Below are 14,293 nucleotides of genomic sequence, written 5' to 3' on the forward strand. Positions count from 1 at the left end.
ACCTATAACATTCGCGCGACAGGGAGCGCTTTCGATGCCAACCGGTTTCACTCGTCGGTCTTCAGACACTTCACGTACACCTGGCCTGCAACGCTGCACGCTCTCCCTGTTGACCCTGGCCATGCTCGCCAGCGGTACCTGCAGCCTGCCGGCGCTGGCCGCCGAACCTGCCCAGGCCAGCGCCCCACGCATGGGGGACTACCGCTTTGCCATTGGCCAGCAACCGCTGGTGTCGGCGCTCAACGCGTTTACCGCCGTGACCGGGTGGCAGGTCGGGCTGTCGGCCGAGCTGGCAGAAGGCGTCGCGTCGCCAGGCGTGCAAGGCTCGCTGAAACCGGAGGCGGCCTTGCAGCGTCTGCTCGCCGGTACCGGTTTGAAGTACCGCACACTCAGCGCTGGCAATGTGGTGCTCGAGCGCAGCAGCTCCAGTGCCATCGCCCTGCAGCAGATCACCGTCACTGCGACCCGTAGCGCCCAGGACATCAGCCAGGTGCCGAGCACGGTCTCGGTACAAACCCGTGAACAGCTCGACCGCCAGAACGTCAACAACATCAAGGAGCTGGTGCGCTACGAGCCGGGTGTATCGGTGAGTGGCACCGGCCAGCGCAGCGGCCTGAATGGCTACAACATTCGCGGTATCGACGGTGAGCGCGTTCTGACCCAGATCGACGGCGTGTCGATCCCCGACAGTTTCTTCTTCGGCCCCTACGCCCAGACTCAGCGCAATTACGTCGATCCAGAGATCGTCAAGCGCGTGGAAATCCTCCGCGGCCCGGCCTCGGTGCTGTATGGCAGCAACGCCATCGGTGGTGCGGTCAGCTACTTCACCCTCGACCCGGACGACATCATCAAGCCCGGCCAGGACGTCGGCGCCCGGCTGAAGACCGGTTACAGCTCAGCCGATGAGAGCTGGCTGAACGCGGCCACCGTCGCCGGACGTCAGGGTGATTTCGACGGCCTGTTGCACCTGAGCCAACGCAACGGCCATGAGACCGAGTCCTACGGTGGCCACGGCGGCACGGGCCTGGAGCGGACCGAGGCGAACCCTGAAGACGTGCGCACCACCAACATCCTTGCCAAGGCCGGCTGGAACTATGCCGACGACGCCCGCCTGAGCTTGACCTACGAGCACTACAAGGACGATCGCGATCTGGATCAGAAGAGCGCCGTGGGTGGGCCTTTCATTCCTGGCTTTGGTGCCATGAACTCCTACCGCGACCGCACCGGCAATGACACCGTGACCCGCGAACGCTTCGGCATCAACCACGAGTTCGCCCTGGGCAGCCTGCTTGCCGACAACATGAAGTGGGGGCTGAACTACCAGATCGGCAAGACTGACCAGCGCACCGAAGAACTGTATGTTGCCGGGGGGCGCCAGGTCTTCCGTGATCGCCAGACCACTTACAAGGATCGCCAGTGGGTCTTCGATGCCCAGCTGGACAAAGCCTTCAGCATCGCTGAGACCGAACACCTGCTGACCTATGGCACCACCCTCAAGCAGCAAAAAGTCACCGGTTCGCGCAGCGGCACCGGCACTTGCCTGAACGTGGGCGGCACCTGTAGAGCCATCGGCGACGACAGCCCGCGTGATGGTCAGGAACGGGTCAGCGACTTCCCCGATCCAACCGTCAACACCTACAGCCTGTTCGCCCAGGACGAGATCCGCTGGAACCAGTGGACCTTCCTGCCAGGTGTTCGCTACGACTACACCCAGCTCAAGCCCCACATGACCGACGAGTACCTGCGCGGGGTCGAAGCATCGAGCACCGACCCGGTTGACGATAGCCAGAAGAAATGGCACCAGGTATCGCCCAAGTTCGGCGTGACCTATGCGTTCAACGACAACTACACCTGGTACGGCCAGTACGCCGAAGGCTTCCGTACGCCGACGGCCAAAGCGCTGTATGGCCGCTTCGAGAACCCGGGCCTGGGCTACAGCGTCCGTGGCAACTCCAACCTGGAGCCGGAAACCAGCAAAAGCTACGAGACCGGTCTGCGGGGCAACTTCGAGGCCGGTAACTTCGATGTGGCGGTGTTCTACAACAAGTACCGCGACTTCATCAACGAAGACGCCGTGCAGGGCAGCAACCTGGGCCAGACCTTCGAGGCCAACAACATCAAACACGCCATCATCAAGGGTGCCGAGTTCAAGGGCCGCCTGAACCTGGATGCCTTTGGCGCGCCGCATGGCCTGTACACCCAGGGCTCGCTGGCCTACGCCTACGGCCGCAACGAGGACACCGGTGAGCCGCTCAACAGTGTCAACCCGCTGACCGCCGTGATGGGCCTGGGCTATGAGCAGGAACAATACGGTGGGCTGCTGAGCTGGACCCTGGTCAAGCGCAAGGATCGGGTCGACGACACCACCTTCTTCGCGCCCGACGGCACCAGCAAGCAATTCCGCACGCCGGGCTACGGCGTGCTCGACCTGACCGGCTTCTACAAGGTCACCGACGACATCACGGTCAACGCCGGCCTGTACAACCTGACCGACAAGAAATACTGGCAATGGGATGACGTACGCGGCTACGACGGCCTCGGCGAAGCGGCTGTCACCTCACCCGCCAACCTCGACCGCCTGACCATGCCGGGGCGTAATTTCGCCATCAATCTGGTCTGGGACATTTAACGACATCGCGGGGCAAGCCCGCTCCTACAGGTATTCACTGTGGGAGCTGGCTTGCCCCGCGATGAGGTGAGGATTTTTTACTGTCGTACGTCACCTTGTTCGTCTAGTCACTAGACACGCCCATTTCGCAAGGAATCACCATGACCGCCGCAACCACCACCGAACGCGCCAGCCTGCGTTCGCAGCGCCTGAACCAGCTCACCCATGCCCCGCACACCGAGCTGGACGCCCTGGTCAAATCCCACGCGCCGTTCGAAACCCGCGAAAGCTTCGCCCGCTTCGTCGTCGCCCAGTACCTGTTCCAGAACGAACTCAAGGCGCTGTACACCAACCCCGAGCTGATCGCCATCGTCCCGGACCTGGCCGAGCGCTGCCGCGCCGAACAGGCCGGTCTCGACCTGGCTGACCTCAACACCGAGATCCCCGCCGACTTCGCCGGCGCCGTGCACAACCCGAGCCTGGGTGAAGCCATGGGCTGGATCTTCGTTTCCGAAGGTTCCAAGCTCGGCGCGGCGTTCCTGATCAAGCGTGCGGTGGGCCTCGGCCTGTCCGACAGCTTCGGTGCCCGCCACCTGGGCGAACCGGCCGGTGGCCGTGCCGAGGGCTGGAAGCAATTCACCCGCATCCTCGACAGCCTGGAGCTGAGCCCTGAAGAAGAGGCCAAGGCCGAACAAGGCGCCGTGGCCGCATTCGAGCGCTTCACCGAACTGCTCAAACACGCTTACGCCACTGCGCCTAAAGCCGAACTGGCCTGATGCGTCGTACCCGGTTACCCTCGTGGTAACCGGGCCTTACCCGTGCAACCGACGACCCCATGACCCGCCCCTCTGCCTCGAAACTCTCACGCGTGTTGTTTGGCCTTCTGGCCTACATCAGCCTGGCCATCGGTCTGGTTGCCATCGTCGTGCCCGGCTTGCCCACTACCGAGTTCATCCTCCTCGCCGCCTGGGCGGCGACCCGCAGTTCACCACGCCTGAGCGCCTGGCTGGAAAACCATCGGCTGTTCGGCCCGATCCTGCACAACTGGCGTAACGGCAAAGTCATCCAGCGGCGCGCCAAACTCAGCGCCACCGTCAGCATGCTGGTGTGCGCCAGCCTGATGCTGGTGTTCCTTGAGCATCGCTGGCCGGTATTTCTCGCCATTGGCGGCATGGCGTTGGGCAACCTGTGGATCTGGTCACGCCCGGAAGCCGCGCCGTTGAGCCTCGCCGACCGCTCATCGGCAAGCACTCATGGATAACGCTATAAAGCCGATGCCCTGTTATCGCTAAATGGATGTGGCGAATCGAACCTTGCTCCCGGTTCGCTCCCCTTCTGGCTTGTCTTTAGCGAGTACGTCCATGTTCGACACGCTCTCCATCCGTCTGAAAATCGTGCTGCTCTCCGGCCTTTGCCTGCTCGGCGTGGTCGCGCTGGTCGTCGGCATCAACCTCTATCAATCGCACCAGAGCGATGAACTGGTCGGCGAAGCCAGCACCACCATGCTGACCCGCAACGTCCAGGCGCTGCTTCAGGCCCGCGCCGGGGAAAAAGCCGAAATGCTGCGGCGCACCTTCAGCGACAGCCAGACCGCCATCATTGCCCTCGCCGATCAGGTCCAGGACCTGCAGAAACTGGCCCGCGAGCGTGGCCTGAGCGCAGGCGATCTGCGCGAAGCGATCAACCAGAGCCTGGCCACCAGCTTCAAACGCAACCCGAAGGTGCTCGGTATCTGGCTGGCATTCGAACCCCAGGCCCTGGACGCTGACGACAGCTCGTTTGCCAACGATGCCAAGCACTTGAGCAACGAGAGCGGTCGTTTCGCCAGTTACTGGAGCCGCGCGCAAGGCGAGTCGTTGAACACCGTGATCAGTGATACCGACCTGAACAAGACCGACATCAACCTCAGCGGCACGCCGTACAACGTCTGGTATACCTGCTCGCTCCACAGCACCCGGCCCTGCCTGCTGGAACCCTACTCCGATACCGTCGGCGGCAAGCAGGTGCTGATGACCAGCATCACCGTGCCACTGCTGCAAAACGGCAAGGTGATCGCCGTCGCCGGTGTCGACATTTCCCTCGACACACTCCAGGCCGCTGCCGCCAAGGCCCAGCAGGAGCTGTTCGACGGCGCCGGGCATTTGATGATCGTCGCGCCCAGCGGACTGCTGGCGGCCAACAGCGACGACGCCGCCAAGGTCGGCAAGAACATCGGCCAGACCCTGGGTCTGGAAGGCCAGCAGGCCGTGCAGAAGCTCGCCGCCAACCAGCCGCTGATTGTTGAGCAGGGCGAAACCATCCGCGCCCTCACCCCGGTGCAACCGACTGCCGACAGCAAGGCCTGGGGCATCGTCATCGACTTGCCCCGGCAGGTGCTGCTGGCGGATGCCATCAGCCTGCAAAACACCCTTGAGCAGGCGCGTACCAGCGGTACCCTCAAGGTGGTGCTGTTCGCTACCCTGGCCGGCCTTGGCGGCCTGCTGGTGATGTGGCTGACCGCAACCGGCGTGACCCGCCCGCTCAATACCGTGGCCAGCATGCTCGAAGACATTGCCAGCGGTGACGGCGATCTTACCCAGCGCCTGCGCTACGCCCGCCAGGACGAACTGGGCCGCCTGACCTCGGGTTTCAACCGCTTCCTCGACAAACTGCAGCCGACCATCGCCCAGATCAAGCAAAGCATCACCCAGGCGCGCAGCACTGCGGACCAGTCCTCGGCCATTGCCCAGCGCACCAGCGAGGGCATGCAGGTGCAGTTCCGTGAGATCGATCAGGTCGCCACCGCCTCCAACGAAATGAGCGCCACCGCCCACGACGTCGCCAACAGCGCCGCCAACGCCGCCAATGCCGCGCGTGGCGCCGACCGCTCGGCCAAGGACGGGATGGCAATCATCGAACGCAGCACCCGCGACATCACCTTGCTGGCTGGCGAGGTCAGCAAAGCAGTGACAGAAGTCGAAGTGCTGGCACAGAACAGCGAAAAGATCGGCTCGGTGCTGGAGGTGATCCGCAGCATCGCCGAACAGACCAACCTGCTGGCCCTCAACGCGGCCATCGAGGCGGCCCGCGCGGGCGAAAGCGGACGTGGCTTTGCCGTGGTCGCCGATGAGGTGCGCAATCTGGCCCGTCGCACCCAGGATTCGGTCGAAGAAATCCGTCAGGTGATCGAACGCATCCAGAGCAACACCCGCGAAGTGGTAGCGACCATGCATTCAAGCCATGGCAAGGCCCAGGAGAACGCCGGACAGATCCACCAGGCGGTCGAAGCCCTGGACCGGATCAGCGAGGCGGTGACGGTCATCAGCGACATGAACCTGCAGATCGCCAGTGCCGCCGAGCAGCAAAGCGCAGTGGCCGAAGAGGTCAATCGCAACGTCTCGGCGATCCGTGGGGTCACCGAAACATTGACCGGGCAAGCCGCTGAGTCGGCTCAGGTGAGCAGCCAGCTCAATACCCTGTCGTCTCAGCAGATGGCGCTGATGGATCAGTTCAGGGTTTGAGCTGGGCGCTGCACAAGGTCGTCGATCAATACTTCAGGTCGATCTTGCCGGCGCTCACCGTATGCATGTCATTGAGGAACTTGAACGTGAATTCAGCCTTGAAGGTCCGCTCTTGCTTGTTCCATTCGACCTTCTGCAGGCTGTATTCACTGGCGAGCAAAAGCTGTTGACCTTTGATGAAGAACGCAACGCCTCCGAGTTCAGGAGCAGCATTGGATATACGCAACATTATCCCTTGCTTCCCTGATTCCGCCCCATCAACGGCCTGCTCGGCTATCAGCCTGTGGAAATCGGGGCCTGCCTCTACAAACAGGGGACTGGAGGATTGAAACGCGCCGTAGCCCGGGAACACCGGCGGAGCCACGGTGGCCGACACTGTACCTGCTACAGCCTTGACGCTCTTCTGGTCACTGAGCTCGCCATAGCTTAATTTCAACGCCCCGCCCGTGACTTTGTACTCCCTGGATTCGAACTGAACGCTGAACCCGAATTCAATCTCCACTGACTGTTTGTTTTTACCCCACGCAAAGCCCAACAGCTTCACACTTTGCGCATAGCCTCCTGCATCCCTTGTGAGGAAAGCCGCCCGGATACCTTTAGCCCCGGTTGCGATTGAGGTGTCAAAGGGAATTCTCAGAAAGATCGCCTCGAACTGGTCTGCTTCACCTTGCTGCGCCCAGATGTGAAGCTCGCCATTCAGCTTGTAAACATCAAAGTCGGTAGCGTTGAAGTACTTAGCCTCTGAATCAGGCAGATCCAGTGTCGCGGTGAGATTACCGATGGGCAGGTCGGTCTTCAGATCAGTGCTTGTCATGGGGGGCTCTCGCCAATCGTCGCTTATCAATGGCCACCACTGTATGGCGACCGCCAGAGACCCGACGGTAGGCGTTTGGCTTGCCCCCCCACAACTGGCAAAAATGCCAGGTACGCGTGGACCAAAGCAGCAGGTTACAAGCTCAACATCCCGCTATAGAGCGCGTAAGCTGCCACCCCCGCCCCCACCAGCACCGCTGCAAAGATCAGCTTCTCCCAATGGGTGAACAACGTCTGGCCCTGCTCATGCTTGGCCCGGGCAAACAGGATCACCCCCGGCGCATACAACAGGGCCGACAGCAGCAGGTACTTCAAGCCGCCGGCATACAGCAGCCAGATCGCATAGACCAGGGCGACCCCGGCGATCAGCACGTCTTTGCGCCGCTGGCCGGCAAGACCTTGATACGTCTCGCCGCGCACCGCCAACAACACCGCATACGCCGCCGACCACAAATAAGGCACCAGAATCATCGACGACGCCAGGTAGATCAGGCTGGTATAGGTGCCGGCCGAGAACAACGTGATCAGCAAAAACAGCTGAATCATGATGTTGGTCATCCACAGTGCATTGGCTGGCACGTGGTTGGCATTTTCCTTGGCCAGAAAACGCGGCATGGTCTTGTCACGGGCGGTGGCGAAGAGGATCTCGGCGCAGAGCAGGGCCCAGGACAACAAGGCACCGAGCAACGAAATCGCCAGGCCGATGCTGATCAGCAAAGCCCCCCAGGGGCCGACGATATGCTCCAGCACCGAGGCCAGTGAAGGGTTGTGCAAGGCCGCCAGCTCCGGCTGGGTCATGACCCCCAGCGACAGCACGTTAACCATCACCAGCAAGGCCAGCACACCAATGAAGCCGATCACCGTGGCCTTGCCCACGTCCGAGCGCTTCTGCGCCCTGCCCGAATAGACACTGGCGCCCTCAATGCCGATGAATACGAACACGGTGACCAGCATCATGTTGCGCACCTGATCGAGCACGGTGCCGAATTTCGGGTTGCCCAGCCCCCAGATATCGCGGGTGAAGATATCAGCCCGGAACGCCACCGCGGCGATGACGATGAACATCACCAGCGGCACGATTTTGGCCACGGTGGTCACCTGATTGATGAACGCTGCCTCCTTGATCCCGCGTAGTACCAGAAAGTGCACGGCCCACAGCAGCAACGAAGCGCAGGCAATGGCAATCGGCGTGTTGCCCTCGCCGAACACCGGAAAATACAAACCCAGGGTGCTGAACAACAGCACGAAGTAACCAACGTTACCCAGCCAGGCACTGATCCAGTAGCCCCAGGCCGACGAGAACCCCATGTAGTCGCCGAAGCCGGCCTTGGCGTAGGCATACACCCCCGAGTCGAGCTCCGGTTTGCGATTGGCCAGGGTCTGAAACACGAACGCCAGGGCGAGCATGCCCACCGCCGTGATTCCCCAGCCGATCAGCACCGCACCGACGTCAGCGCGAGCAGCCATGTTCTGCGGCAGGGAGAAAATCCCGCCACCGATCATCGAGCCGACCACCAGGGCGATCAACGCCCCCAGGTGCAGTTTTTGTCCAGGTTCGGACATGAAATTCCCCTTTCTGTCTTGTCTTTGTAACCTCAGAGGCACACCCTGAGTTAAATATATGCACAGTCTAGGCGTTTATAGATATTCCGTCTTTAAAACTATAGCCATCATAACTATGACGTCTATGCCAGACATACTAAATGGTGAGTTTTGTGCACTATTCCCGTCCCCTCAAGTAAATAAGAAAAAATCTCGTCAAAAATTTGCGAAAGCTGTGAAACGGGCTAGCTTCATATCTCGCAGGCTGTCAGAGCGAATGCTCTAAACACCATGGAGGTGCCTGTGCACGAGGCTTGTAGCATGTGCCATCGGCATACTCCGGGGGAGCTCTTTCAGTCAAGGACAGCAACGGATCGCCCTATTAACTGACCTGAATCAGCTTATGAAAACGTCGCTGGATTTACTCTAGCGTCATCTCTTCTCCTGATACGGAGTTATTCGATGTCAGACGCTCCCGGAAAACTACGACTTGGTGCCCTGGTCGCACTTGTAGTCGGCTCTATGATCGGCGGCGGGATCTTTTCGCTACCGCAAAACATGGCTGCCAGTGCTGATGTCGGCGCTGTACTGATTGGCTGGGGTATCACGGCCATCGGTATGCTGACCCTGGCCTTTGTGTTCCAGACCCTGGCCAACCGAAAGCCGGACCTGGACGGCGGGGTGTATGCCTACGCCAAGGCCGGATTCGGCGATTACATGGGCTTCTCGTCAGCCTGGGGCTACTGGATCAGCGCCTGGCTGGGCAACGTCGGTTACTTCGTCCTGCTGTTCAGCACCCTGGGGTACTTCTTCCCGATCTTTGGCGAGGGCAACACCCCGGCCGCGATCATCGGCGCCTCAGTGTTGCTCTGGGCCGTGCACTTCCTGGTACTGCGCGGGATCAAGGAAGCGGCCTTCATCAACCTGGTCACCACGGTTGCCAAGGTCGTGCCGCTGGCGCTGTTCATCCTGATCGCCGTGTTCGCCTTCAAGCTGGACATCTTCACCGCTGACATCTGGGGCACCATGAACCCGGACCTGGGCAGCGTGATGAACCAGGTGCGCAACATGATGCTGGTCACCGTCTGGGTGTTCATCGGTATCGAGGGCGCGAGCATCTTCTCGGCCCGGGCGGAAAAGCGTTCCGACGTGGGTAAGGCAACGGTCATCGGCTTCATCACCGTGCTGCTGTTCCTGGTCCTGGTCAACGTGCTGTCGCTGGGCATCATGACTCAACCTGAGCTGGCCAAACTGCAGAACCCGTCGATGGCCGCCGTGCTTGAGCACGTCGTCGGTCACTGGGGCGCGGTGCTGATCAGCGTCGGCCTGATCATCTCGCTGCTCGGTGCCCTGCTGTCCTGGGTACTGCTGTGCGCCGAGATCATGTTCGCCGCCGCCAAAGACCACACCATGCCGGAGTTCCTGCGCCGCGAGAACGCCAACCATGTACCGGCCAATGCCCTGTGGCTGACCAACGCCATGGTGCAGATCTTCCTGGTCATCACCCTGTTCTCGGCCAGTACCTACCTGTCGCTGATCTACCTCGCCACCTCGATGATCCTGGTGCCTTACCTGTGGTCGGCGGCCTATGCCTTCCTGCTGGCATGGCGCAGCGAAACCTACGAGCAAGCCCTGGCCGAACGCAAGAAAGACCTGATCATCGGCGGCATCGCCCTGGTCTACGCGATCTGGCTGCTGTACGCCGGTGGCGTCAAATACCTGCTGCTCTCGGCCCTGCTCTATGCCCCTGGCGTGATCCTGTTCGCCAAGGCCAAGCGCGAGGTCGGCCAACCGATTTTTACCAACGTGGAGAAGCTGCTTTTCGCCGCCGTGGTCATTGGCGCCCTGGTGGCTGCCTATGGCCTCTACGACGGCTTCCTGACTCTGTAACCCCCGTATTCGCAACTTGGAGGAAATAACCATGTCCACGGAAAAAGTTAAGTACGGCGTACATTCCGAAGCCGGCAAACTGCGCAAAGTGATGGTCTGTTCCCCTGGCCTGGCGCACCAGCGCCTGACGCCGAGCAACTGCGACGAGCTGCTGTTCGACGACGTCATCTGGGTCAACCAGGCCAAGCGCGACCACTTCGATTTCGTCACCAAAATGCGTGAACGCGGCATCGAAGTGCTGGAAATGCACAATCTGCTGACCGATATCGTTGCCATTCCCGAAGCGCTCAAATGGATCCTTGACCGCAAACTCACCGATGACACCGTCGGCGTGGGCCTGAAAAACGAGGTACGCAGCTGGCTCGAAGGCCTTGAGCCACGCCACCTGGCCGAGTTCCTGATCGGCGGTGTGGCCGGTGAAGACCTGCCGGAAAGCGATGGCGCCAGCGTGATCAAGATGTACCGCGACTACCTGGGCCACTCCAGCTTCCTGCTCGACCCACTGCCAAACACCCAGTTCACCCGTGACAACACTTGCTGGATCTACGGTGGCGTGACGCTGAACCCGATGTACTGGCCAGCGCGACGTCAGGAAACCCTGCTGACCACCGCCATCTACAAGTTCCACCCTGAGTTCACCGGTGCCGACTTCGAAATCTGGTACGGCGATCCGGACAAGGACCACGGCAAGTCGACCCTGGAAGGCGGCGACGTCATGCCGATCGGCAACGGCGTGGTATTGATCGGCATGGGCGAGCGCACCTCGCGTCAAGCTATCGGCCAACTGGCTCAGTCGCTGTTCGCCAAAGGCGCGGTGGAAAAAGTGGTAGTTGCCGGCCTGCCAAAATCCCGTGCAGCAATGCACCTGGATACCGTGTTCAGCTTCTGCGACCGCGACCTGGTGACGGTATTCCCTGAAGTCGTCAAGGAAATCGTACCGTTCGTCATCACTCCAGATGAGAGCAAGCCTTACGGCATGTACGTACGCCGCGAGGACAAAACCTTCCTCGACGTGGTCGCCGAATCGCTCAAGCTGAAGAAACTGCGCGTCGTCGAAACCGGCGGCAATAGCTTCGCCGCCGAACGCGAACAGTGGGATGACGGCAACAACGTGGTGGCCGTGGAGCCTGGTGTGGTCATCGGTTATGACCGCAACACCTACACCAACACCCTGCTGCGCAAGGCCGGTGTCGAAGTCATCACCATCAGCGCCGGCGAACTGGGCCGCGGTCGCGGCGGCGGTCACTGCATGACCTGCCCAATCGTTCGCGACCCTATCGACTACTAAACGACCATCAACCCGGCCGCGCCCATCCGGCGCCGGCCGGGCCGATCACCGAATCCAAGGAGAATCATCATGGCGTTCAACATCCACAACCGTAACCTGCTGAGCCTGGAACACCACACCCCTCGCGAGTTGCGCTACCTGCTGGACCTGTCCCGCGACCTGAAACGTGCCAAATACACCGGCACCGAGCAGCAGCACCTCAAAGGCAACAACATTGCGCTGATTTTCGAGAAAACCTCGACCCGCACCCGTTGCGCTTTTGAAGTCGCCGCCTACGACCAGGGCGCCAACGTCACCTACATCGACCCCAACTCCTCGCAGATCGGCCACAAAGAAAGCATGAAGGACACCGCCCGTGTCCTCGGCCGTATGTATGACGCCATCGAATACCGTGGCTTCAAACAGGAAATCGTCGAAGAGCTGGCCAAGTTCGCCGGCGTACCGGTGTTCAACGGTCTGACCGATGAATACCACCCTACCCAGATGATCGCCGACGTGCTGACCATGCGTGAGCACGCCGACAAGCCGATCCACGAGATCAGCTACTGCTACCTGGGCGACGCGCGTAACAACATGGGCAACTCGCTGCTGCTGGTCGGCTCCAAGCTCGGTATGGACGTGCGTATCTGCGCGCCGAAAGCGCTGTGGCCACATGACGACCTGGTTGCCCGCTGCAAAGGTTACGCGGAGGAAAGCGGTGCCCGCATCACTCTGACCGAAGACCCGAAAGCGGCGGTCAAGGGCGTTGACTTCATCCACACCGACGTCTGGGTATCGATGGGCGAGCCGGTTGAAGCCTGGGCCGAACGTATCCAGCAACTGCTGCCGTACCAGGTCAACGCCGAGCTGATGAAAGCCACCGGCAACCCACGTACCAAGTTCATGCACTGCCTGCCGGCGTTCCACAACTCCGACACCAAGGTCGGCAAACAGATCGCTGAACAGTATCCACACCTGAAGAACGGCATCGAAGTCACCGATGACGTGTTCGAGTCGCCAGCCTGCATCGCCTTCGAGCAAGCGGAAAACCGCATGCACACCATCAAGGCAATCCTGGTTTCGACCCTGGCAGACCTGTAACCCCTCTGTAGGAGCGGGCTTGCCCCGCGATGCGATGTACCTGACACAGCGCATTCGCGGGGCAAGCCCGCTCCCACAAGGTGGCTTCTCTCTTTCCTAGAAGGACACTCATCATGCGTATCGTTGTTGCATTGGGCGGTAACGCCCTGCTGCGCCGTGGCGAACCCATGACTGCGGACAATCAGCGCGCCAATATCCGCATCGCCACCGAGCAGATCGCCAAGATCCATCCGGGCAACGAACTGGTCATCGCCCACGGCAATGGCCCGCAAGTCGGCCTGCTGTCGCTGCAGGCGCAATCCTACAAGCCGGACGAAGCCTATCCGCTGGACGTCCTCGGCGCTGAAACCGAAGGCATGATCGGCTACATCATCGAGCAAGAGCTGGGTAACCTGCTGGCTTTCGAAGTGCCGTTCGCGACCTTGCTGACCCAGGTTGAAGTCGATGGCAAAGACCCGGCTTTCAAAGACCCGACCAAGTTCATCGGGCCGGTCTATAGCAAAGAAGACGCCGAGCGCCTGGCCAAGGAAAAGGGCTGGGTGGTCAAACCCGACGGCGACAAATTCCGTCGCGTAGTTGCAAGTCCGCGACCAAAACGGATTTTTGAAATTCGCCCGATTACCTGGCTGCTGGAAAAAGGCACCGTGGTGATCTGTGCCGGTGGCGGTGGCATCCCGACCATCTACGACGACAGCGGCAAGGTTCTCAGTGGCGTAGAAGCGGTAATCGATAAAGACCTCTGCTCGTCCTTGCTGGCTCAACAGCTGAAGGCTGACCTGCTGGTAATCGCCACCGACGTCGATGCCGCTTACATCGACTGGGGCAAGCCAACCCAGAAAGCCGTCGCCGAGGCTCACCCTGACGAACTGGAGCGCCTTGGTTTTGCCGCCGGTTCCATGGGTCCGAAGGTACAGGCCGCGTGTGAATTTGCCCGTGAAACCGGCAAAGTCGCGGTCATCGGTTCACTGTCCGATATCGAAGGAATCGTCCAGGGCACCAAAGGTACCCGTGTCACTACGGCCAAGCCTGGAATAAGCTACCGTTGATGCAGTTGGGCGGACAGAAGGTCCGCCCTTTTCAACCTCCAGAGGAGCCTGCCATGGCCACGTTCGCCCCCGGTCAATTGCACATCGAGCGCCATGCGCTGACTAAAGACGATGTCAGTTACGACATCACCCTCAATTACGAACTCTTCACCGATTCGAAAAAAGGCAAAGGCATGCAGTTCACCATGCATGGCTCGATTCAAGGCAAAGACTTGAAGGAGACCTTCTTCCTGCCCAAAGAGGAAGCGTATAACTTCGCCAGCAACGTCACCAAAATCGCAGAAAAGTACGGTATTCCCAAACACCTGAGCAACATCGGTTCCGTGCACAAGCACTACGACCTGATGTTCGAAGATATTCGTGTTCAACTGAACATGAAATCCGGCGATCCCATCAAGCCAGAACATTTCGAGTAACCACTCGGACCTTATCGCGGGGCAAGCCCGCTCCCACTCGATGCCTGTGGGAGCGGGCTTGCCCCGCGATTTAAGGCATACTTGCCATCTTCGGCAGCCTTGAACCCGTT

General features: G+C 60.5%; 10 protein-coding genes and 2 pseudogenes. 10 read left to right on the plus strand and 2 right to left on the minus strand.

The annotated features are described in order from the left end of the window. The first annotated feature begins 34 nt into the window (after positions 1–34). From NPS47_RS21490 to NPS47_RS25840, 5 genes and pseudogenes are all read left to right on the plus strand, one after another. On the plus strand, positions 35–2,629 hold the full coding sequence (locus NPS47_RS21490; RefSeq protein WP_274296782.1) for a TonB-dependent receptor: 2,595 nt from the start codon (positions 35–37) through the stop codon (positions 2,627–2,629). A gap of 140 nt (positions 2,630–2,769) precedes the next feature. Then, positions 2,770–3,384 (plus strand): biliverdin-producing heme oxygenase, encoded by a 615-nt coding sequence (locus NPS47_RS21495; RefSeq protein ID WP_274296783.1) that lies wholly within the window; start codon positions 2,770–2,772, stop codon positions 3,382–3,384. A gap of 59 nt (positions 3,385–3,443) precedes the next feature. Continuing rightward, on the plus strand, positions 3,444–3,869 hold the full coding sequence (locus NPS47_RS21500; RefSeq protein ID WP_274296784.1) for a YbaN family protein: 426 nt from the start codon (positions 3,444–3,446) through the stop codon (positions 3,867–3,869). Positions 3,870–4,167: 298 nt separating this feature from the next. After that, positions 4,168–5,202 (plus strand): annotated as a pseudogene (locus NPS47_RS25835) (chemotaxis protein); the annotation flags it as partial. 396 nt (positions 5,203–5,598) lie between these two features. Further along, positions 5,599–6,108 (plus strand): annotated as a pseudogene (locus NPS47_RS25840) (methyl-accepting chemotaxis protein); the annotation flags it as partial. A 25-nt stretch (positions 6,109–6,133) separates the two neighbouring features. Here NPS47_RS25840 and NPS47_RS21510 read toward each other — a convergent pair. Next, positions 6,134–6,922, minus strand: a complete 789-nt coding sequence (locus NPS47_RS21510; RefSeq protein WP_274296786.1) for a hypothetical protein — start codon at positions 6,920–6,922, stop codon at positions 6,134–6,136. A 134-nt stretch (positions 6,923–7,056) separates the two neighbouring features. After that, a complete protein-coding gene (gene arcD / locus NPS47_RS21515; protein WP_274296787.1) occupies positions 7,057–8,484 on the minus strand; it encodes an arginine-ornithine antiporter in 1,428 nt (475 codons plus the stop codon). Between the two features lie 441 nt (positions 8,485–8,925). Between arcD (NPS47_RS21515) and arcD (NPS47_RS21520) the strand changes: the two genes are divergently transcribed. From arcD (NPS47_RS21520) to NPS47_RS21540, 5 genes are all read left to right on the plus strand, one after another. After that, positions 8,926–10,353 (plus strand): arginine-ornithine antiporter, encoded by a 1,428-nt coding sequence (gene arcD, locus NPS47_RS21520; protein ID WP_157193934.1) that lies wholly within the window; start codon positions 8,926–8,928, stop codon positions 10,351–10,353. Between the two features lie 31 nt (positions 10,354–10,384). Beyond that, positions 10,385–11,641 (plus strand): arginine deiminase, encoded by a 1,257-nt coding sequence (gene arcA / locus NPS47_RS21525; protein ID WP_274296788.1) that lies wholly within the window; start codon positions 10,385–10,387, stop codon positions 11,639–11,641. A gap of 69 nt (positions 11,642–11,710) precedes the next feature. After that, positions 11,711–12,721, plus strand: a complete 1,011-nt coding sequence (locus tag NPS47_RS21530; protein WP_274296789.1) for an ornithine carbamoyltransferase — start codon at positions 11,711–11,713, stop codon at positions 12,719–12,721. Between the two features lie 113 nt (positions 12,722–12,834). After that, a complete protein-coding gene (gene arcC, locus NPS47_RS21535; RefSeq protein WP_274296790.1) occupies positions 12,835–13,767 on the plus strand; it encodes a carbamate kinase in 933 nt (310 codons plus the stop codon). Positions 13,768–13,820: 53 nt separating this feature from the next. Next, the gene (locus NPS47_RS21540) at positions 13,821–14,183 is read left to right on the plus strand and encodes a DUF5064 family protein (RefSeq protein ID WP_274296791.1); all 363 of its coding nucleotides are present in this window, start codon (positions 13,821–13,823) and stop codon (positions 14,181–14,183) included. Positions 14,184–14,293: the final 110 nt, after the last annotated feature.

It is taken from the genome of Pseudomonas putida, from assembly GCF_028682475.1.
Classification (GTDB): Bacteria; Pseudomonadota; Gammaproteobacteria; order Pseudomonadales; family Pseudomonadaceae; genus Aquipseudomonas; species Aquipseudomonas putida_AG.